The organism is Deinococcus cellulosilyticus NBRC 106333 = KACC 11606, assembly GCF_007990775.1.
In the GTDB taxonomy this organism is placed as follows: Bacteria; Deinococcota; Deinococci; order Deinococcales; family Deinococcaceae; genus Deinococcus_C; species Deinococcus_C cellulosilyticus.
In genome coordinates, this window is record NZ_BJXB01000013.1 from 42,919 (window position 1) to 62,111 (window position 19,193).

The 19,193-nt window shown below is 56.0% G+C and carries 21 protein-coding genes and 2 tRNA genes; 11 read left to right on the forward strand and 12 right to left on the reverse strand.

What is annotated here, in order from left to right; genetic code table 11:
- The first annotated feature begins 117 nt into the window (after positions 1–117).
- The 5 genes from DC3_RS14690 (at position 118) to DC3_RS14710 (ending at position 4,108) form a co-directional block, all read left to right on the forward strand.
- Positions 118–534: a PspC domain-containing protein gene (locus tag DC3_RS14690; RefSeq protein ID WP_146885553.1), complete on the forward strand. Its 417-nt coding sequence runs from the start codon at positions 118–120 to the stop codon at positions 532–534.
- Positions 535–791: 257 nt separating this feature from the next.
- Complete coding sequence (gene panC, locus DC3_RS14695; protein WP_146885555.1) at positions 792–1,625, forward strand: pantoate--beta-alanine ligase; 834 nt, start codon at positions 792–794, stop codon at positions 1,623–1,625.
- Positions 1,622–2,692: a type IV pilus twitching motility protein PilT gene (locus DC3_RS14700; protein WP_146885565.1), complete on the forward strand. Its 1,071-nt coding sequence runs from the start codon at positions 1,622–1,624 to the stop codon at positions 2,690–2,692. The genes panC and DC3_RS14700 overlap by 4 nt, the downstream gene beginning before the upstream one ends.
- A 76-nt stretch (positions 2,693–2,768) precedes the next feature.
- Positions 2,769–3,302, forward strand: a complete 534-nt coding sequence (locus DC3_RS14705; RefSeq protein WP_146885567.1) for a GreA/GreB family elongation factor — start codon at positions 2,769–2,771, stop codon at positions 3,300–3,302.
- Between the two features lie 317 nt (positions 3,303–3,619).
- The gene (locus DC3_RS14710) at positions 3,620–4,108 is read left to right on the forward strand and encodes a helix-turn-helix domain-containing protein (protein ID WP_146885569.1); all 489 of its coding nucleotides are present in this window, start codon (positions 3,620–3,622) and stop codon (positions 4,106–4,108) included.
- A gap of 198 nt (positions 4,109–4,306) precedes the next feature.
- Here DC3_RS14710 and DC3_RS14715 read toward each other — a convergent pair whose 3' ends face one another.
- Together DC3_RS14715 and DC3_RS14720 are read right to left on the reverse strand one after the other, a co-directional pair.
- Complete coding sequence (locus tag DC3_RS14715) at positions 4,307–5,044, reverse strand: alpha/beta hydrolase (RefSeq protein WP_146885571.1); 738 nt, start codon at positions 5,042–5,044, stop codon at positions 4,307–4,309.
- Positions 5,045–5,074: 30 nt separating this feature from the next.
- Positions 5,075–5,803 (reverse strand): SDR family NAD(P)-dependent oxidoreductase, encoded by a 729-nt coding sequence (locus tag DC3_RS14720; protein WP_146885573.1) that lies wholly within the window; start codon positions 5,801–5,803, stop codon positions 5,075–5,077.
- Between the two features lie 143 nt (positions 5,804–5,946).
- Between DC3_RS14720 and DC3_RS14725 the strand changes: the two genes are divergently transcribed.
- Both DC3_RS14725 and DC3_RS14730 read left to right on the forward strand, forming a co-directional pair.
- Positions 5,947–6,402 carry a metallophosphoesterase family protein gene (locus DC3_RS14725; RefSeq protein ID WP_146885575.1) on the forward strand — a complete coding sequence of 152 codons (456 nt, stop codon included), beginning with the start codon at positions 5,947–5,949 and terminating at the stop codon, positions 6,400–6,402.
- Positions 6,403–6,509: 107 nt separating this feature from the next.
- Entirely contained in the window at positions 6,510–6,815 is a 306-nt protein-coding gene (locus DC3_RS14730; RefSeq protein ID WP_146885577.1) for a hypothetical protein, read from the forward strand.
- Between the two features lie 56 nt (positions 6,816–6,871).
- Here DC3_RS14730 and DC3_RS14735 read toward each other — a convergent pair whose 3' ends face one another.
- Positions 6,872–7,183, reverse strand: coding sequence for a hypothetical protein (locus DC3_RS14735; RefSeq protein WP_146885579.1), 312 nt, complete (start codon positions 7,181–7,183; stop codon positions 6,872–6,874).
- 373 nt (positions 7,184–7,556) lie between these two features.
- On the opposite strand from DC3_RS14735, the gene DC3_RS14740 reads away from it, so the two are divergent.
- Positions 7,557–7,826: a hypothetical protein gene (locus DC3_RS14740; protein WP_146885581.1), complete on the forward strand. Its 270-nt coding sequence runs from the start codon at positions 7,557–7,559 to the stop codon at positions 7,824–7,826.
- Positions 7,827–7,868: 42 nt separating this feature from the next.
- Here DC3_RS14740 and DC3_RS14745 read toward each other — a convergent pair whose 3' ends face one another.
- From DC3_RS14745 to DC3_RS14780, 8 genes are all read right to left on the reverse strand, one after another.
- A complete protein-coding gene (locus tag DC3_RS14745; protein ID WP_146885582.1) occupies positions 7,869–9,422 on the reverse strand; it encodes a slipin family protein in 1,554 nt (517 codons plus the stop codon).
- 344 nt (positions 9,423–9,766) lie between these two features.
- Positions 9,767–9,841, reverse strand: a tRNA-Gly gene (locus tag DC3_RS14750).
- Positions 9,842–9,920: 79 nt separating this feature from the next.
- A tRNA-His gene (locus tag DC3_RS14755) sits at positions 9,921–9,995 on the reverse strand.
- Between the two features lie 285 nt (positions 9,996–10,280).
- Positions 10,281–11,198, reverse strand: a complete 918-nt coding sequence (locus DC3_RS14760; RefSeq protein ID WP_146885584.1) for a GNAT family N-acetyltransferase — start codon at positions 11,196–11,198, stop codon at positions 10,281–10,283.
- Positions 11,199–11,594: 396 nt separating this feature from the next.
- Positions 11,595–12,545 carry an electron transfer flavoprotein subunit alpha/FixB family protein gene (locus DC3_RS14765; RefSeq protein WP_146885586.1) on the reverse strand — a complete coding sequence of 317 codons (951 nt, stop codon included), beginning with the start codon at positions 12,543–12,545 and terminating at the stop codon, positions 11,595–11,597.
- A complete protein-coding gene (locus DC3_RS14770) occupies positions 12,542–13,303 on the reverse strand; it encodes an electron transfer flavoprotein subunit beta/FixA family protein (protein ID WP_146885588.1) in 762 nt (253 codons plus the stop codon). Before DC3_RS14770 ends, DC3_RS14765 begins: the two co-directional genes overlap by 4 nt.
- A 169-nt stretch (positions 13,304–13,472) precedes the next feature.
- On the reverse strand, positions 13,473–14,609 hold the full coding sequence (locus DC3_RS14775) for an acyl-CoA dehydrogenase family protein (RefSeq protein WP_146885590.1): 1,137 nt from the start codon (positions 14,607–14,609) through the stop codon (positions 13,473–13,475).
- 66 nt (positions 14,610–14,675) lie between these two features.
- Positions 14,676–15,824 (reverse strand): acyl-CoA dehydrogenase, encoded by a 1,149-nt coding sequence (locus tag DC3_RS14780; RefSeq protein WP_146885592.1) that lies wholly within the window; start codon positions 15,822–15,824, stop codon positions 14,676–14,678.
- Between the two features lie 271 nt (positions 15,825–16,095).
- Here DC3_RS14780 and DC3_RS14785 point away from each other — a divergent pair, with 271 nt between their 5' ends.
- The 3 genes from DC3_RS14785 to DC3_RS14795 all read left to right on the forward strand — a co-directional run bounded on the left by DC3_RS14785 (position 16,096) and on the right by DC3_RS14795 (position 18,858).
- The gene (locus DC3_RS14785) at positions 16,096–16,341 is read left to right on the forward strand and encodes a DUF2171 domain-containing protein (protein WP_146885594.1); all 246 of its coding nucleotides are present in this window, start codon (positions 16,096–16,098) and stop codon (positions 16,339–16,341) included.
- Between the two features lie 113 nt (positions 16,342–16,454).
- Positions 16,455–18,083: a signal peptide peptidase SppA gene (gene sppA, locus DC3_RS14790; RefSeq protein WP_186816049.1), complete on the forward strand. Its 1,629-nt coding sequence runs from the start codon at positions 16,455–16,457 to the stop codon at positions 18,081–18,083.
- A gap of 79 nt (positions 18,084–18,162) precedes the next feature.
- The gene (locus tag DC3_RS14795; RefSeq protein WP_146885598.1) at positions 18,163–18,858 is read left to right on the forward strand and encodes a Bax inhibitor-1/YccA family protein; all 696 of its coding nucleotides are present in this window, start codon (positions 18,163–18,165) and stop codon (positions 18,856–18,858) included.
- A gap of 46 nt (positions 18,859–18,904) precedes the next feature.
- Here the strand turns inward: DC3_RS14795 and DC3_RS29205 are convergent, their stop codons facing one another.
- Positions 18,905–19,045 carry a hypothetical protein gene (locus DC3_RS29205; protein ID WP_186816050.1) on the reverse strand — a complete coding sequence of 47 codons (141 nt, stop codon included), beginning with the start codon at positions 19,043–19,045 and terminating at the stop codon, positions 18,905–18,907.
- Positions 19,046–19,193 lie beyond the last annotated feature (148 nt).

Below are 19,193 nucleotides of genomic sequence, written 5' to 3' on the forward strand. Positions count from 1 at the left end.
TCCCGGCATCCCTCTTCCAGCTGGAAGAGGGGTTTTTTGTTCCTGCAAAAGAGGCCAAAATGCCCGGGAACCTTCTGGAACCACAGGCCGTATTCCTGATCAGAGGTGAACGAGACCATGTTGGACCAGAAGAAATTTTTCAGAACCAGACAGGACCGCATTCTTGCGGGCGTCATGGGTGGACTGGGCAATTATTTCAACATCAATCCTGCCATCCTGCGCATCGCCGTGGCCCTGCTCGCCATTTACTACCCCGTGGGAGGCGTCCTCCTGCTTGCTTACATTGCCGCCTGGATTCTGCTCCCTGAAGCCCCCATGGGTGGCGAGAAGACCTTTCCCCCACTCTTCGGAGACCTGAGGCGCTCCAGAACCGAGCGGATGATTGCCGGGGTTTGCGGTGGCATCAGCCGTTACTACCGCATGGACGTGAACATCCTGCGCATCGTTTTCGCTGTCATCACCCTGATGAGCGGAGGCATTCTGGCCGCCGTGTACCTGATTCTCTGGATGCTGCTGCCCCAGGAAAATCTTTAATAGCCGTCAGCGATCAGCCATCAGCAGTCAGCATTTCAAAAGCAATTGAACATCAACCTCATTTCAAGCATTCATATCATCAAACTCCACAACGCTTAAAACTGTCTTCATTCCCAGGCCCTGAACATTTCAGGGCTTGATTCATGTTTCTCCTCCTCTTTAAAGCTGACAGCTGACCGCTGACCGCTGATGGCTCCTCCCCTTGCTGTGAGCAATGCCAGACTTCCGTCAGAACAAACCCGGTATCATGAATCAGCATGCAAGTCGTCCACACCATTTCCGCTCTGCGTGAGCTCCTGCAAGGTCAGACCAGCGTGGGTTTTGTGCCCACCATGGGGTTTTTGCATCAGGGCCACGCCAGCCTGATCCGGCAGGCCCGGCAGGACCACCAGACGGTGGTCCTCAGCATTTTTGTGAATCCCACCCAGTTTGGTCCCAGCGAGGACTTCGCCAGTTATCCCAGAGACCTTGAACATGACATGCAGATTGCTCAGGAAGCAGGGGCAGACCTCATTTTTGCGCCGGATGTGCGTGAGATGTATCCAGAAGGGTTTGCCACCAGCATTGAGGTGAAAGGGGCAGCCCTGCCCCTGGAAGGGGAAAAACGACCCGGCCACTTCTCGGGCGTTGCCACAGTGGTGCTGAAGCTGCTGAACATCGTGGGTGCCCAGTCGGCCTATTTTGGTGAGAAGGATTTTCAGCAGGTGGCGGTGATCCGGCAACTGGTCCGGGACCTCAATCACCCCACCCGCATTGTGGCCTGCCCCACCCTGCGGGAAGAGAGCGGTCTTGCCATGAGCAGCCGCAACAGCTATTTCACCCCAGAACAAAAGAGTCGAGCAGATGTGATCTACCGGGCCTTGATGGCGTCCAGGGCAGCATTTCAGCAAGGTGAGCGCAACGCTGAAGCCATCCTTGAGGCCGGGAGGGTGGTTTTAGCCCGCGAAGAAGAGCTAAAATTGGAGTACTTCACACTGGTCGATGCAGCGACCCTGCAACAGGTCGAAGTGCTAGGCGAACGCGACCACAGGCTTCTCGTGGCAGCACGTCTCTTCAACGTGCGCCTGATCGACAATATGGGACTGCTATGATTGGTGAACTTGCTATCCAAATGATCTCACGGCGAGCCTCCGACATTCACTTGCACGTCGGGTCTCCTCCCATCGCCCGCATTGACGGTCATCTGTCCCGCTTCGGTGACAAAATCCTCACCCCTGACGACATGCGCTCCATCATCAAGGAACTGATGACCGAACGCCAGCTGGCCGAGTTTGAGAACCGCTTCGAGATGGACTTCGGGTATTCCTTCCCCAGTGTGGGCCGCTTCCGTTGCAACGTGTTCAAACAGCGTGGCAGCGTGGGCATCGTGATGCGGGTGATTCACAACAACATCCCGAGCTTTGAATCCCTGGGTTTGCCCACCTCCCTGCTTGAAGAGTACGTGAACCAGGACCGTGGCCTGATTCTGGTGACGGGTCCCACCGGGTCCGGGAAATCCACGACGCTGGCCAGCATGGTGGATTACATCAACCGCCACTTTGCGTACAACATCATCACCATTGAGGACCCCATCGAGTTTTTGCACAAGAACCACCAGAGCATTGTGGTGCAGCGCGAGGTCGGGCAGGACACCTCGGACTTCAAGAGTGCCCTGAAGTACGCCCTGCGTCAGGACCCGGACGTGATCCTGATCGGGGAGATGCGCGACAAGGAAACCGTGGAGGCGGCCCTCTCGGCTGCCCAGACCGGACACCTGGTGCTGAGCACCCTGCACACCCAGGACGCCATGCGCACCGTGAACCGCATCATCGATTTCTTTGCCCCGCACGAACGGGAACAGATCCGCATCCAGATGTCAGATTCTCTGATCGGGATCATCAGCCAGCGCCTGTTGCGCAAGGCCACCGGCGAAGGCCGCGTGCTGGCCTACGAGGCCCTGATCAACACCCCGCTCATCCGCGAGTACATCCGCGACGAGGAAAAAACCCCCCTCATCAAGGACGCTCTGGCCGAGGACAACCTGCGCGGCATGCACACCTTCGACCAGCACCTCGTGCACCTGTACGAGAACCAGCACATCACCCTGGATGAGGCGATTTCCAGCGCCACCAGCGCACATGAGCTGCGTCTCATGCTCACCTCCAGCAATAGCTGGTAAAATAAGCATTCTCAGACAAACGCGAGTGGATCTCACTCGCGTTGTCTCCTGAAAAACCTGAAGAAGAAGGACAACCATGACCAAAACACACGAAATCACCGTCAAGGGCTACGAGAAGCTCATCAATGACCTCGATTACCTCAAGAAAGTCCGCCGCCCCGAAATCAGCGATTACATGGGCAAGGCCATCGCAGACGGCGACCTCCGGGAAAGTGCTGCCTACGATGAGGCACGCATGCTGCAGTCCGAGAACGAGGCCAAGATTGCTGAACTTGAAGAACTGGTCAGCAAAGCTGTGGTGGTGGTCGAGGACCTCACCGAACTGAAAAGCTCCAGCCTGGACCTCTCCAAGGTGAAGTACAAGGTGGAAGCCAGCCGCAGAAGTGGTGTGGCCCTGGGTGCCAGAGTCGAAATCGAAGACGAGAAGGGCAAAACCCAGACCCTGGAAATCGTCGGTGCTTACGAGGCCGATGTCTTCAAGAAGAAAATCAGCGACCAGAGCCCTCTGGGCCAGGAATTGCTGGGCAAAAATGTCGGTGATGTGGTGGTGGTGCGTCCCAATGAGAAGATGACCATCAAATACACCATCAAAGCTGTGCACTTCGATTGAATTCTGGTGCTTTCCAGCCCTTCCTGCAGGAAGGGCTTTTTTGTGCTTTCACCTGAAATGTTTCACCCTTCCAGATGCTTTGAAGTCTGCCATGAATCATGCCCAGGCCCTTCAGGTGCTTTTTGCTGATCGCTGAAGCTTCTGCAAAGAGACTGGTCCCCTGGTCAGGCCTCATCCGCACCAACCCCATTGAAGCGCTCCCATTGATTTTTGAGCTATTGTGTAAGATAATTATTCATCATAGTTACAACTTCTGAACCCCTGATCCAGTCCGGGGTGCGTGTTTTTGTCCCCGATCTGCCTGTCCTGGAGGCCCTATGCCACAACGTCCCCTGAAAATCCAGCCTCACCTTCCCCTGCGTGACATCCAGCACCGCTACAAAAACTGCCCCTCCATCAAGGAGAAGATGCGATGGCAGGTGATCTGGCTGATGAGCAAACACCCCGATTTCACCGTGCAACACGTTGCAGAAATCACAGGCTTCACCGAGGTGTGGGTGCGCAAGATCGTGCACCGCTGGAACCAGGAGGGTCCCAACGGCCTGATGGACGGACACCGGCACAACCCTGGGGGCAAACGCAAAGCCCTCTCTGACGAGCAGGCAGAATCCCTGCAGCAGGCCCTGCTCGCTGCCCCTCCCGGGGGCGGCCGCTGGACCGCCAACAGCATCTCCGAATGGATCGAGCGGCATCTGGAGGTCAAGATGCACCCCGTCACGGCCTGGAGTTACGTGAAACGGCTGGATTTCATCTACCAGCAGATTTACGGAGAGCCCATGCCCATCTACCGGCCAGAGAAAGCCTGAAGCAGTTCATCGGCACGACGAAAGGGAGATGCTGGCTCGAGAAGTTTACAGTGGACAGTTTACAGCGAGATTTTTGAGCCAATGGTCGACACAGGCCATGAAACTTTGCTCAATTCGCAGAGAAAGGCGACCATGTCTCTTCAGGTGCCCTCTGATCTTTCCCTGAACTGTCCACTGTAAACTGACAACTGTCAACTTTTAATGCATCGCTCTGGACACTTCTTCAAAATTCATGAAGGCGTCCAGCACGGTGGGCAGGCGTTGCCTCCAGTGTTTTTCAGAGTGGGTGCCTCCAGCCACTTCCTGGTAGGCCACCTGATGGCCTGCGCGAATCAGGTCTTCCCGGAGTGAACGCACCTTTTTGAGGTTCTCCTGGTTGAGGGCGTGTGCTCCGGCCTCATGGGTGCCGGTGTCCAGGTAGATGCGGTTGTTGCCATGGCTTGCGTGCACGAATGCATTCACATCTGCCCCCCACACCCACAAAGACGGGCTGATGCAGGCGGTCAGGGCCACAGAGTAGCGGAGCCCGAGGTACAGCGAGCACACCCCTGCCAGACCCGCCCCCATCACCGCAATGTTCTGGCCATGCATTTTGAGGCCAAATTCACGGCCAATTCTGGGAAGCACATCGCTGAAGATGGCCTCTCCGAGGGCCGGGGCACCCTTCTTCAGGTTGTATTCGTGCAGACGGGCATGGGCTTCACCCGCGTTGTTGACGGCCACAATGGCGAAAGCGTCCCCTTTCATGGCACGGGCCTGCAGCACCTGGTGGGCATTCCATGAATCAATGAATGCCGTGGACTGGTCGAAGGCATTCTGACCGTCCAGCATCACCAGCACCCGGGCTTCCCTGGGATTCAGCTGATCTGGAACAAACACCCGGACGGTGCGAGGTTCACTCCAGGCTCGGCTTCCCATTTGCAGCACTTCCAGCACGCTCAACGCTCCTTTAATGAGGTGATCATATCAGTTTGTTTCAAACTTCTGGCGGCCCCGCACAATTCGGTCCACCAGGGAAGGAAACAGATGCTCCAGACCAATCAGTATTTTATAGTATGCAGGAATCACCACTTCAGGGCGAGGGTGCTGCATGAGCCTGAGGACCAGTTCCGCCACTTTGCCCGGTGGTATTTTGGGCACCTTGCGTCTGGCGGTCATTTCGGTCTCCACAAACCCGGGGGAGATCAGCGAAACATGCACTCCGGTTCCCAGCAGTTCTCTGCGCAGGGCCAGACTGAACCCCCGCAAACCGAACTTCGAAGCCGAATAAAGGGTGCTGACCGGAATATGACCTGCCACCGAGCCGATGTTGATGATGTGTCCCTTTTTGCGCTCCAGCATGTCTGGCAGCACCAGCTGGCTCAGGCGCACTGCAGCCATCAGGTTGAGCTGCAACACATCCATCGCCCGGGCATCCTCGTGCCAGCCAGGACCTCGACTCACCCCGGCATTGTTGATCAGCACATCGACGGGACCAAACATGCTTCTGGCCTCACGGGCCAGATTGACGAGTTCTGCTTCCACCCGCAGATCGGCTTTCACAGCCAGCAGGTACTCTGGACCGTACATGGCCTGCAGATTGGCGAAACGGTTGTACCGTCTGGCAGCCACAGTCACCTGGTGCCCGGCTTCCAGCAGGGCCTCAGCAGTGATCAGACCAATGCCGCTTGATGCGCCTGTGATCAGAATGTGCATTGATTTCCTCAGACCTCCACATCAAACCCAAACCCTACACGTTGTGGCACGATCACTGCGCTTGAAAGCCGCGAAATGTCACCGCTCAATTTTACTTTACATGATGGAGATTCGAGTAGACTTGGGTCTGAACGGACCTGACTATGCGTATTGCGATTGTTTCTGACACCCACGGGCTCCTCAGACCCGAGGTCAAAGCCCAGCTTGAAGGTGCCGACTTCATCCTGCATGCAGGAGATGTGGGCAAAATCGAAATTCACGAAGAACTCTCCACCATCGCCCCGATGTACGCCGTGCGCGGCAACGTGGATCGCGACCCCTGGTTTTACAAGCACCTGCCACGCACCCACGCCATCAAACTCGGGGAGGTGTGGCTGTACATGCTGCACAACCTCGAAGAACTGGATCTCAAACCTGAAGAGGCCGGGTTCGATGTGATCCTCTCAGGACACACCCACATCCCCATTGCTGAAAAGAAAGATGGGGTGCTCTTTTTGAACCCCGGATCTGTGGGACCCAAGCGGTTTAACCTTCCCATCAGCATGGCCTGGCTCACCATCGAGGGCAAAAAGGTCCAGCACAAATTTGTGGTGTTCTGACCTTCTGAAACCTAACCTGTCATCTGTAGGGGCGGGCCGTCGGCTCGCCTCTCCCCTTTTCAGCATTTTCCACAGAACCAGTCTTGCAGATCTCCTAGACTGCGGGCATGGAATTTGACCAGAACACAGCGGATTTTCTGGCCCAGGAAGTCCGGCACATCATTCAAAACGACAGCAATTACGAAGTGTCCACCCACCTCTCTGACAGCCACATGGACCTGACTGTGCAAGATGGAGTCACCGATCAGGCAAGAGGAGTCATCCTGCGCTTCTCCAGAGCGTTCCTGCAGCAGACTGACCGCCTGGCTGCTCTGGAGGCACTGGACCAGCATCTGAGGTACGCCCTGCAGGAGGGCTTGCAGGATGCAGAATCCGGACAATATCCGGTGATGGACATTCCAGCGGTTCAATAACAAGGCAACAACAGAAAGCCCTCAGAAAGAATTCTGAGGGCTGAAATATTCAGGTCTCAGCCAGCGAGTCCGAAGCGGAATCCGGGCACCCGGTAACCCATTTCGGTGAACCTGAGGGCCACTTCCTTGAGGGTTTCGTGGATGCGGTTCTTGAAGTCTCCCCCCTGGCAGGAGGCGAGCAGTTTGCCCTGGTGGAAGGCGCAGAAACCATTCACGAAGGTGGAGGTTTCCTCGCCCACTTCCATGACCTCTTCCACTTCATCCAGCCAGCGCAGTTGCACCCCGTGGAACTCGAAGAAGGTCACCATTTCCTCGAATGCCGGGTCGAGCCGGGTCATCCAGAGGTCTCTGTTGTCGTAACTCTCCATAGAATTTAGCTTATAACATAATAGAGCACGCAACTGTACCTGATGCACCCTTGGAGAGCAAGGGAGGCACGAAATCTGACCATTCCAACGACGTGGAGCGATCAGCGATCAGCGGTCAGCTGTCAGCAAAAGATTGTTTGATGCTTTCGCAACAGGCTACAGAGATGTGCACTGTACTGGAGAACAAATCAGCTGTTTTTTCTGGCTGAAGTGAAAGCGAAGTTGTGTCTGATGCTGACGGCTGAAAGCTGATGGCTGACGGCTTTCTGCAATGACATCGACCCATCAGCGACTTTGCGTTCACCCTGCCCGGAGTGACGTTCAGCATCGGATCACACCCTCAAAAAAGGGCAGGCATCCTAGACTCGAAAACATGACCACAACCACCCATTACACCCTGACCGTATCCCCCCGCGATGAGCGCGAGAATGTGCGCCTCGGGACCGTGGAAAGCAGCAACCATCCAGGTTTCAGTGCAGGCGATCAAATCCAGGCCGAAGGGGTGACCCTGGTGCCCAGAGGCGAAGAGGACATCCTGCCTGTGATGCTCACCAACCTGAGCACCAACACCACCTACACCGCCACCCTGCATTTCGGTGAAGGGGACCTGCAGGAGTACCAGATCGCTGGCGAAGAAGGCTGAGAAAAGCAAAATCAAAAAGGAGCCCTGAGAGGCTCCTTTTTTTCACTTGCGAATCCTCACCAGGTCATTCAACACCCCATCCAGCCCACCATACACGCTGATGTTGTCGATCTTCTCGGTGACCCTTTCCAGGGTTTCGAGCTCCTTGAGGCGCAGGGCGACAGGGTTGTCTTCCATGACCTTTGCGGTGTTCAGCAGGCTTCGGGTGGCAGCGGTCTCCTCACGCCTGCGGATCACGTTGGCCTGGGCAGACTTCTCAGCCTGCACAACCTGGGCAAGGATGGTCTTCATCTCTCCGGGCAAGATGATGTCCTTCACCCCGACAGATTCCATCACGATCCCCATGCCTTCGGTGCGGCTCCGGATGTGCTGGATCACCACGGCATCCAGAACCCCCTTGTCTTCCAGCAACTCGTCCAGGGAGCGGGTTCCCACGGCTGCACGCAGACCAAGCTGCAGTTCACGGTAGAGGTACTGCTCGATGTCAGAGAATCGGGAAGTGGCTTCCAGCACATCGGTCACGCGGTACCCGGCAGTCAGGTTGAGGCGCAGGGCCACCTTGTCACGGGTCAGGATTTCCTGTCCAGAAACCTCCAGGGTCTGCAAACGCTGATCGTTGAGCTTCACCCGGTAAGCGCGGCCAAACTTCCAGAAAGCGTACCGTCCGGCAGGCAGCACACGGCTCAGGGCTCCATCCACGAACAGCATCCCCAGGTGGTACTCGGGCACCTCGATCTCGTCGATGGCGTAAGTGCGTACGGCCACATCCGCAGTTCTCAGGGCGTCGTACTGCTCAGGGGTCAGCTCGAACTGGTCCCGGATGCTCAGGATCTCGACCTCCACATGGGCAACCTTCAGGTACATCAGGCTCTGGCCCGATCCACGCACGTCGATCACCTTGTTGTTGTGGCGCACCACGCCAATCTCGGTGTCAGAAAGCTGGTAGGCGTCAAACAGGGAGAGCCAGTCTGCATGGGATGTGCGGATCACATCCTGCGTGGTCTGGTCCACACTCTGCCTGAGGGCCTGGTAAGTCACCGTGGTCCTGAGGGCTTCATGCAGGTACAGCTTGCGCTCCCTGGGCAGCACAATATCTGCGAGGTGACCTGCACGTTCCACCAGTGCAAACTGCCTGTCGCCAGTGTTCACATCGGTGAACACGCGGGTCAGCACAGCGTTGTACTTCTGGGTCAGGAGCAGATGGTCCGCAGGCAGGGTCACTCCACCCTTTACCTCGATCAGTTCGACGCTCAGGGGGCTGAATCCCTTCCAGTACAGCTGCACGTTGCGGGGCATCACCACATCCAGCAGGTCCTGGTTGCGGGTCACCACAGCAATCTGCTGGTCTGAAGTGGAAACCACCTCGAAGAACTCACGAACAAGGTCGGTGCGCTCGGCAAGCAGGTAATCCTGCAAAGCATGCTTGAAGAGGGGCTGGTTGACGTTGAACACTTCCGTGCTGTACTGACGTCCCCAGAAGGTGTACTCCCCTCCTGTCAGAATGCGGACCAGACGGTCTCGGTGATACAGCAGGACCCTTTCAAAGGGCTTCACACTCACCTTGGTTGTGAACAGGGACTTCTCGATGGTCTTCATGCTCTGCGCACCTCCTTTCAGGCATCCGGGCGGGCGCAAAATTCACCCGGATGGAATCAAAATGATCTCTCGGTTTGTGGGGCACAAAAAGGCTTCCGGAAGGCTGGACCTCCCCTGCATGGAAGATGGGTTGCACACACGTTGCGGCGGTTGCTTTTCCTCACCCACACCCTGCAACCTGCCTGGACGTGGCGGAACCCAGCCTGCGCAATGCAGGTGGAGGGATTTTGCACCTCTCCTCGCTTGACCCACCTCTCCTTGTGGGAGAGGAAAGCGCAGCGAGAAGAGGGCAGACCAGGACCCTCCGGAAACTTCGAACAAAAAAAGCACGATTTCCAGTCGTGTGGATTGGCTTGCAGGGATCGAACCCGCGACCATCCGATTGGACATCGGACGCTCTACCTCTGAGCTAAAACCAAAGCTGGATGTAGGAGTCGAACCTACGGTGGGAAAACCCGACGAACCCCAAGTTCGTTGCCTGACCGCCAGGCGTATCCGTGGTGAAGTGAGAAGGATTTGAACCTTCGACCTGATGGACACTCCATCCGCTCTACCAGACTGAGCCATCACCTCTGGAAAGCAGCATGTGGTACGCAAGGACAGCAGGGCTGCATGCGCCAGCAGGGGTTTTGAGCCCTGACCGTTACATGAACTTTCCGTGTTTCAAAGTACCAGACCCCCAGCACCCTGCACATGAAAGAAAAAGCCTACCAGAGGGCAGAAGAGGGCTTAATGTCTGGTAGGAGAAACGGCTTAAACACTTCCCGGGGTCTGGTCATCCAACTTCAATTTCCCGGTGGACCAGTCGGAGCCCAACCAGATCAAGTGTTTTCAGTGCAGACAACACTTCAAAAGTGATCAGACCTTAACCCAGAGGTATCCGCCAATGTCTTTGCGGTGGTTTTTGAGGGCTGCGCGAATGGCAGAGGTGTTTCTGGAGTCGATGGTCCCAAACAGCACGTCGTCTTCCAGAGCTGGAAGGTTCTCAATGAGGTGACGCTGCGCGGCTGCCCCAAGGCCCCTTCCCTGAAATTCAGGCCTGAGCAGCATCTCTGTGACCACAAAACCACTGAGACCTTCCTCGGCAGATCGGGTTGCAGCCACAACCCCGATCCACTGGTCCTCATGCATCACCTGATAGAGGGTTCCCTCTTCCAGCAAATCCTGCAGGTCTTCTCTGGATTCTGGAGTGGCATACTCAGGATGGTCCGGGTGAACAGCAGCAATGTCCTGGTAAATCTGCGTGTAAGCCTCATAAAAATCCAGTTCTGCTGGCCGTTGCAAGGTGATGTCCCCGTGCCGGGAAGGGAGAGGCAACTGTCTGGCCTCCTGAATGGGCAGGGCCAGATAACGCTTCTCCCAGAAGAACCCCTCCGGCAGTGGCCCAAGGTCGATGTGGGAGGGCACAAAAAACCGGGCATGTTTTGGCTGAAACAGGGCACAGGCTGTGGCCGCCTGCCTGGCCACCTTCAGAAATCCTGCTGCATCTCCAGGCAACTGTGGCATCAAAATCACATCCACAAAGGGACGGCTGAGGTCCAGTGCCCTGAAACGAATCCCGATCAGGGTCTCCCCCATCCACCGGTTGAGGTAATCTGCTGGCTCACTGCCAGGGACCTGGCAATGGTCATGAAAGTCCTTCGCAAATTCCAGATTTTGCAGGCGGTCCAGTTCAACCTGCAACGCTTCCTCAAGGTTGTGTTTCAGCTTTTCCGGGGTGTACCACTGGTGCAGCAGTGGAGAAAGCTGAGCCAGTTTTGTTTCGAGGTGGGTCATTCTTCCATCTCCTTTAATTTCTTAAATCTTTTAAGTTTCTCAAGACAATGGTATTGATGAGCAATCACCCTTCAAAAGTTTATAAAGAAATTTTTACAAACAATCCCCAACTCATGTGACTCATATTGGTCACAGCAATGTAAAGATGAACATGAAATAATCATTTCGTCAGCAACCAGATTGCTGATGCTTCTGGAGATCGGTTGCCTTCAGAGCTGCCCTTTTTGATGTTGACCATGCACCACACTCCTTGGGTCCCTGGCCACCTGAAGAATCCAGTCGCAACCTCTGGCTTCCTTCAACGGCAAGGCGTTGACACCAGATTTTCACGTATCGTTTCCCATTTTATCCAGAGCAAACCGGCCCTCTATTCAAGGGCCGGTGTTTTTTGGCTTCTTACTTGCGGGTGGCTTCGATCAGGGCAGGAATCACCTGATGGAGGTCGCCCACAATGCCGTAATCCGCATTTTTGAAGATGGGGGCTTCAGGGTCCTTGTTGACGGCCACGATATACTTGCTCTTGCCCATCCCGGAGAGGTGCTGCACGGCCCCACTGACGCCAATGGCAATGTAGGCTTTGGGTGCAACGGTTTTCCCGGTCTGGCCCACCTGTTCGCCGTAAGGCCTCCAGCCAGCGTCCACAACGGCGCGGGTGGCTCCCACCCCTGCACCCAGATTGTCGGCCAGACCTTCAATCAGGCTGGAGAAGTTCTCAGGGCTTCCCACGCCACGGCCACCCGTGATCACAATGTCCGCCTCGGTGAGGGGAACGCGGGTGGTCTTCTCAATCACCTTGCCGGTGGACCGGGTTCTGCTGGTGGGGAGTTCCAGCTCCACATCGTACTGCTCGCCTGCACTGCCTGCAGGTGAAGCTGGATTGTAAGCGCCAGGTTTTACACTGACCACGGTCACCGGAGCACTGGACTCGTACACCTCGGTCACGCGGGCCAGGTAGGCGTATTTGGTGCCCTGCAGAGCCCCTCCCTGGTCTTGCACCTTGATGACATCCTCAAGAAGGGGAGCATCCAGTTTGACGGCCACACGGGCGCTGTATTCCCGGCCAGAACGGCTGGCTCCCACCAGGATGGTGTGGGCCTCCCCTTCCTGAGCGATCTGGGTCACGGCAGCAGCCCAGATCTCGGGGTTGTAGTTTGCAAGCTGGGGCAGGTCTGCAACCAGCACCTGCTCAACGTACTGAGACAGCTCATTGGCAACCGCAGTCAGGTTCTGACCGAGAACGAGTGCAGTGATGGGACCCTCACGGCCCAGATCACGGGCGGCCTGCACCAGTTCCAGGGCCATCTTGGAGGGTTTGCCGTTGTTGTGGTCTGCAACCAGCAGAATCATGAAATCACCTTCGCTTCATTGCGCAGCAGTTCCAGAAGCTGGGCGGCTGCGGCCTGGGGGTCCTTACCATCGATCAGTTTGCCTGCACGTTCCTTGACCTGAATGTTGCTGGAGACGTGCCGGATCTTCGCCTGAACACCATATCTGTCGAGGGTGTCCTTGCGCAGCTCTTTCTTCTTGGCTTTCATGATGTTGGGCAGGGTGGGGTACCTGGGGTCGTTCAGGCCCTGCTGGGTGGTGATGATTGCAGGCAAATCGACTTCGAAGGTTTCTGCTCCCTCGTCGATGTCGTGCTTGCCCTTGAGGGTTTCACCCGACAGTTCGAGGGCGTTGGTCCAGGTGACCTGGGGCCAGGACAGGCGCTCTGCAGTGGAGGCCCCTAAAGCCTGGGAGTCCCAGTCGGATTGTTGCCCACCGGTGAAGATCAGGCTGACGTTCTCTTCCTGGGCCACCTGGGCCACGATCTTGCTCAGGGCGATGGGGTCCAGGTACTCGCTGGTTTCCACATGGATGGCCCGGTCTGCACCCATGGCCAGGGCGGTGCGAATGGCGTCCTCATTGCGGGCAGGTCCCACGGCGAGCACAATGATCTGCTCGACACTGGCTCCACTTTCCCGCAGGCGCAGGGCCTGTTCCACACCGTATTCGTCCATGCCGTCCATGATGACGGTCACGCCTTCAAGGTCGACTTTTGAGTTGTTGATGCGAAGTTTGGCTTCGCCGTCCGGCACTTGGCGGATCACGCACAGAATGTTCATCGTTGGCACTCCTCGTTTTGTACTCGGTATAATTTTATTCCGCAACGGTGAGAAAATCAAATGGCTCCATCTCGCAGAGCAAAATCGACTTTCTCCATCTGAAAAAACAGGTCTGGTGCTTCTCCCAGTGTACAGGACTGCCCGGCCAGACCTGTTCTCAGGCTTTCATTTACCGCAGCAGGTTGCGGGCAATCACCACACGCTGGATCTCGTTGGTGCCCTCATAGATCTGGTTGAGTTTGACATCCCTGAGGAGCTTCTCAACAGGATACTCACCCACGTATCCATAGCCCCCATGCACCTGAATGGCCTCATTGGCTGCATCAAAAGCCATTTCAGAGCAGTAAGCCTTGGCGATGGCACTTTCCATGCCGTGGGGTTGCCCCTGGTCGGCAAGCCATGCGGCTTTGTAGGTCATCAGGCGTCCGGTTTCGATACCCATGGCCATCTCGGCCAGTTTGAACTGAATGGCCTGCAACTCCGAGATGGGTTTACCAAAAGCCTTGCGTTCACGGGAATACTTGATGCTCTCTTCAAGGGCACGTCTAGCAATGCCCACCGAACCTGCAGCCACCGGAATGCGGGTCTTGTCCAGGGTCTTCATGGCAATCTTGAAGCCATCTCCGGGGCCACCCAGCATGTGGTCTTTTGGCACCCGCACATCCTGAAAGACCAGTTCGCTGGTCAGGCTTGCCCGCTGCCCCATCTTGTGCTTGATCTTGTTGTAACTCTGTCCGGGGGCATCTTTTGGCACCACGATGGCAACCGTGCCCCTGTGCCCTGCACTCTTGTCCACCGTTGCGAAGACCACGGTGACCTCTGCAACCCCACCATTGGAAATCCACATCTTGGTTCCGTTGATGACCCACTCGTCCCCATCGAGGACAGCGGTGGTGTTCATGGCTGCAGCGTCACTGCCGTTGTTGGGTTCTGACAGGGCAAAAGCGGCCAGAGAGGGCTTTTCCAGCAGTGGAGCCAGGAAGCGTTTCTGTTGCTCCTCGGTGCCTCCCAGCAGAATGGGCGTGATGCCCAGTTCTGAGGCCATCAGGATGGTGTAGATGCCCATGCAGCCGTAAGCCAGTTCTTCGCCGATGACCACTTCATCGAGCATGGAGAGGCCCAGACCTCCGGCATGCTCGGGGATGCCCACATTGAGGAGTCCCAGTTCAAAAGCCTTTTCGACGATCTCCCAGGGAAGTTCTTCTTTCTGGTCGTATTCTGCAGCAATGGGGATGATCTCGTTGCGGGTGAAATCCCTTGCCATGGCCTGCAGCTGTTTCTGTTCGGCACTCAGGTTGAAATCCATGCTGATCAAAGCCCTCCGTTTTGTACTTGGTCTAAGTTTAGCGAACTTTTTGAACTGAGTCTAGACTCAATCCCTGAACTCCCCAAACACATGTCGGGAGATCACCAGCTTCTGAATCTCATTGGTGCCTTCATAGATTTCGGTGATCTTGGCATCCCGATAATACCGCTCCACAGGGTATTCACGGCTGTACCCGTTGCCACCGAAGATCTGCACGGCTTCCCGGGTCACATAGACCGCAGCGTCAGAGGCCAGAAATTTCGCCATGGACGATTCCCTGGTGTGTTTTTTGCCCTGGTCTCGCAACCATGCCGCTTTGAGGGCCACCAGACGGGCAGCCTCTATGCGGGCAGCCATCTCTGCAATTTTGAAGGAAACGCCCTCGAATTCAGAAATCTTCTTGCCGAACTGTTCACGGGTGAGGGCATATTTTGCTGCAGCTTCCAGGGCCGCACGGGCAATTCCGATGGACTGCATGGCAATCCCGATGCGCCCGGAATCCAGGCTGTTGAGGGCAATGATCAGGCCCTGACCTTCCTCTCCAATGCGGTTGGCATCCGGGATGCTCACATCGTCGAACTGCACGGTGGTGGTGTGTGCGGCATGCAGTCCCATCTTCTCTTCAGGCTTGCCAAAGGAGAGTCCCGGTGTGTCCTTCTCAACCACAAAACAGGTCACCCCTTTGGCTCCACTGCCAGAGGTGCGGGCCATCACCATGTAAGTGTCTGCCTGCCCCCCAGAGGTGATCCAGGCTTTCTGGCCGTTTAAGACCCATTCGTTGCCGTCCTTCTGGGCATGGAGCCTGAGGCTTGCGGCATCTGACCCTGCATTGGGTTCGGTGAGGCAGAAAGCCCCTATTTTCTCTCCGAGGGCAAGGGGTTTCAGGAACTTCTGCCTTTGTTCCTCGGTGCCGAATTTGAGGATCATCTGCTCAGGGAGTCCATTTTGCACGCTCATGATCACGGCAACACTGGCATCTGCAGCGGCGATTTCTTCCAGGCACAGGGCGTAGGTCACGGAGTCCAGACCGGCACCACCGTACTGTTCGGGGATGGTGGCTCCCAGAAGGCCCATGTCGGCCAGTTTGCGAAGCTGTTCCCAGGGGTATTCCCCCGAGCGGTCATACTGGGCAGCCAGAGGAGCGATTTCGTGCTGGGCAAATTCCCGCACATGGGAGAGGATCAGCTGGCTGTCATCACTGAGTTGAAAGTGCATGCTCCCATTGTATGACGTTTTTTTCACGACACTGCACATTTCTGTCATATATTGACCTGGTTCAAGGGATTTGCTTCTCATGCAGAAGAATTTTGCCTGAAAGGGCAGAAACCGGACATTGTGTTTCTGGCACAAGAAGTTCTTAAAGGGAGCCTAAATCTGCATTCACATGCCCGTCAGGCCCACCTAAGGACCTGGAACTACCCTGAGAACGAGCAAGGCGAACTCAATCTCATTTGGATGTATCCACTCAACTTCAAAAGGAGGCAACATGTACGGAACCGAACAGATTCGCGAACACATGCCCATCCTCTGCGCCGATGGCAACACCCATGGCGTGGTGGACCACATGGACCGGGATTTCATCAAAGTGGCAAAAGACGAAAGTGGCAAGCACCACTGGATTCCCATGAGCGCAGTGGACCATGTGGACCAACATGTCCACCTGAAATGGCGTCACCACGAAATCGAAGAAAAATGGCTGGACCGGGACCCCCACCCTGAACACCAGCACTGAGCAAAGATGTTTCAGAGGCGAGCCAGGCTCGCCTTTTTTTGTGCCTGAGGCTTCACTCCTCTGTTGCCTTTGATGCAACTTCTCCTCACCAAAACGCGTAATACTGGATGGAAATGAAGAGCGAAATTCAGAACAAAATCTACAACTTTGTGGCCGGGGTCCAGCACCAGATTGCAGACCTCGGTGAAAAACCAGGCTGGGTCATTCTGGACGTGCAGGGCGAATTCCCCGAATTCCCTGAGAAAAGTCCTCTGAACATCATCACCCGCAAGGAGCCCCAGGGTGTCTCGGTCTTCCGACGCAAACTGAAACTGCTCGAAGACGCCGACTGGCTCAGAGGGGTGGTGCTGCGTTTCGGAGGGGTGCAGGCCGGTCTGGCCACTGCCTTTGCCCTCCGGGAAGCCATCGAGCGCCTCGCCAGCAAGAAACCCGTCTATTCGGTGGTCAACAGCGTCCACATGATGGATTACTATCTGGCCTCTGCCGGAACCGAAGTGGTGGTGCCCCCGAGCGCCGAATTCTACCTGCTGGGCTTCCACTCACAGGTCACCTACATCAAAGATGCCCTGCAGAAACTCGGCATCGAGATGGAAGTGGTGCGCATCAAGGAATACAAGACCGCCTACACCCGCTTCACCGATGACCACATGGACGAATACGAAAGGGAACAGCGTTCCCTGCTGGTCAGCCGTTTCATGGAAGAGTTTGTCCGGGCCGTAGCCCAGAGCCGCAACCTCTCTGAAGCGCAGGTCCGTGAAGCCATCGACGCAGGCATCACCAACGCAGAGCAGGCCAGACAGCACGGTCTGGTGGACCGCATCGCCTATGAGGACGTGCTGTACAGCAAGAAACACCAGCCTTTCAATCAGGCCTCCCGTTTCCTGAAACTCCCCCTGATGCCTGAACAGGGAGGCAAGGTGGCTGTGGTCTCCCTGGAAGGCATGATCGTGCCAGGACACTCCCGCCATGTTCCCATCCCCCTCCCCATCTTTGGTGAGCAGATGGCTGGGAGCGAAAGCATCATCCGTTCCCTGCGAACTGCCGAAAAAGACGAGGACACCAAAGCAATTGTGCTTTTCGTGAATTCGGGTGGAGGGTCTGCACTGGCCAGCGACCTGATCAGCCATGAAGTGGAACGCATCCGGGCCAAAAAGCCCGTGGTGGCTGTGATGGGCAATGTGGCTGCCTCCGGAGGCTACTACGTGCTGACCCACGCCAACCATGTGATCGCAGCACCCACCACCATCACCGGTTCCATCGGAGTGATTTCCGGAAAACCCAACCTGCAAGGCTTCAATGCCAAATACGGCCTGAATCCCGAAAGCATCAAAGTGGGACGTCTGGCAGACAGTTTCGACACCGCACACCCCCTGACTGAAGAAGAACGGGCTTTCCTGCAAAAAGGGGCAGAGGACTTCTACGACCTCTTCACCACCCGCGTTTCAGAAGGTCGCAACCTCAGCAAAGAACGGGTCAATGAACTCGGGCGAGGGCGGGTCTGGAGCGGCAAGGACGCCCTGGACAACGGCCTCGTGGATGAACTTGGAACCCTGGAAAACGGCATCCAGCGTGCCCGCAAACTGGCAGGCCTCCCAGAGAATGCCCCGGCCTACCTGCTGGAAACCCCCAAACAGATGGTGCTGCCCGACATGAAAGACAGTGAAAGTGTGCTTGCTGCCATCATGCCCCTGCTCAGGGAGCGCACCTGGATGGTGGCCTACGAACGCTACAATCTCAAGTGACCTGCTTCACGGTTTCACAATCTGAACACCCAGAGAAACCTATAATGGAAGTCAGGGAACACACCTAAAAGGAGGATTCATGTACTCACTCACCCAATCGCAAAGTGTCACCCTCAGGAACTTCCTGGGACGCACCTTCTCCTGGATGACTGCCGGACTGGTGATGACCGCCATCACCGCCTTCTTTGCAGCCTCCAATGAAGGCCTTTTCACCTTCGTGCGCAGCAACTACCTGATGCTGGTTCTGTTGCAGCTCGGGGTGGTTTTTGGTCTTGGCTTCATGATCAACCGCATCAGTGGAGCCACCGCAGGCATCCTGTTCTCCGGTTACGCTGTTCTGACCGGTCTGACCCTCTCTGGAATTTTCTTCCGCTACGCAGGCTCTGACATCACTGCCGCCTTTGTGACCGCAGCAGGCATGTTTGGGACCATGGCTGTCATTGGTTACACCACCAAGATGGACCTGAGCCGCTTTGGCACCATCCTCTTCATGGGTGTCATCGGTCTGATCATCGCCAGCATCGCCAACATCTGGATCGGTGGGTCTGCCCTCAGCATGGTCATCAGCGTGATCGGCGTGATCCTCTTCTGCGCCCTGACCGCTTACGACATGCAGAAACTCAAGGAAATGGCCCTCTCTGGTGGCGAAGGCATCACCCAGACGGACATGGGAGAAAAACTGGCTGTCTTTGGTGCCCTGACCCTGTACCTTGATTTCATCAACATCTTCCTGTTCCTGCTTCGCCTGTTTGGTGGCGGACGCAGCAACGACTGAGATGAACCAATAAAAAATGGCGCTTTTAGCGCCATTTTTTATTGGTTCAGAAGGCAGAAAGCAGAAGGACGAAGGCTTCAAGTCCTTTATTGTGCTTTGTTTGTTGGTCAACAATTTGTTCTTTCTGTTCTCCAGGCAGTGCTTCCTCAAAAACACCTGACCGCTCCAAATGCAAAGGCATGGCCATGAGTTTTTGCCTTCTGCCTTCTGCCCTAAGCGGTATAGCCCATGGTTTACCCACACACCCCCAGCGGGTATAATCACCATCATGATCTCATGGCGAATGCCACAACACCCTCCCCTGATCCCGTAAACATCCGTTTCGTGGGCTTGGG

Coding starts and splice junctions, on each gene's coding strand:
- DC3_RS14690 (WP_146885553.1), top strand. CDS start 118: ATGTTGGACCAGAAGAAATTTTTCAGAACCAGACAGGACCGCATTCTT.
- panC (WP_146885555.1), top strand. CDS start 792: ATGCAAGTCGTCCACACCATTTCCGCTCTGCGTGAGCTCCTGCAAGGT.
- DC3_RS14700 (WP_146885565.1), top strand. CDS start 1,622: ATGATTGGTGAACTTGCTATCCAAATGATCTCACGGCGAGCCTCCGAC.
- DC3_RS14705 (WP_146885567.1), top strand. CDS start 2,769: ATGACCAAAACACACGAAATCACCGTCAAGGGCTACGAGAAGCTCATC.
- DC3_RS14710 (WP_146885569.1), top strand. CDS start 3,620: ATGCCACAACGTCCCCTGAAAATCCAGCCTCACCTTCCCCTGCGTGAC.
- DC3_RS14720 (WP_146885573.1), bottom strand. CDS start 5,803: ATGCACATTCTGATCACAGGCGCATCAAGCGGCATTGGTCTGATCACT.
- DC3_RS14725 (WP_146885575.1), top strand. CDS start 5,947: ATGCGTATTGCGATTGTTTCTGACACCCACGGGCTCCTCAGACCCGAG.
- DC3_RS14730 (WP_146885577.1), top strand. CDS start 6,510: ATGGAATTTGACCAGAACACAGCGGATTTTCTGGCCCAGGAAGTCCGG.
- DC3_RS14735 (WP_146885579.1), bottom strand. CDS start 7,183: ATGGAGAGTTACGACAACAGAGACCTCTGGATGACCCGGCTCGACCCG.
- DC3_RS14740 (WP_146885581.1), top strand. CDS start 7,557: ATGACCACAACCACCCATTACACCCTGACCGTATCCCCCCGCGATGAG.
- DC3_RS14745 (WP_146885582.1), bottom strand. CDS start 9,422: ATGAAGACCATCGAGAAGTCCCTGTTCACAACCAAGGTGAGTGTGAAG.
- DC3_RS14760 (WP_146885584.1), bottom strand. CDS start 11,198: ATGACCCACCTCGAAACAAAACTGGCTCAGCTTTCTCCACTGCTGCAC.
- DC3_RS14765 (WP_146885586.1), bottom strand. CDS start 12,545: ATGATTCTGCTGGTTGCAGACCACAACAACGGCAAACCCTCCAAGATG.
- DC3_RS14770 (WP_146885588.1), bottom strand. CDS start 13,303: ATGAACATTCTGTGCGTGATCCGCCAAGTGCCGGACGGCGAAGCCAAA.
- DC3_RS14775 (WP_146885590.1), bottom strand. CDS start 14,609: ATGGATTTCAACCTGAGTGCCGAACAGAAACAGCTGCAGGCCATGGCA.
- DC3_RS14780 (WP_146885592.1), bottom strand. CDS start 15,824: ATGCACTTTCAACTCAGTGATGACAGCCAGCTGATCCTCTCCCATGTG.
- DC3_RS14785 (WP_146885594.1), top strand. CDS start 16,096: ATGTACGGAACCGAACAGATTCGCGAACACATGCCCATCCTCTGCGCC.
- sppA (WP_186816049.1), top strand. CDS start 16,455: ATGAAGAGCGAAATTCAGAACAAAATCTACAACTTTGTGGCCGGGGTC.
- DC3_RS14795 (WP_146885598.1), top strand. CDS start 18,163: ATGTACTCACTCACCCAATCGCAAAGTGTCACCCTCAGGAACTTCCTG.
- DC3_RS29205 (WP_186816050.1), bottom strand. CDS start 19,045: ATGGCCATGCCTTTGCATTTGGAGCGGTCAGGTGTTTTTGAGGAAGCA.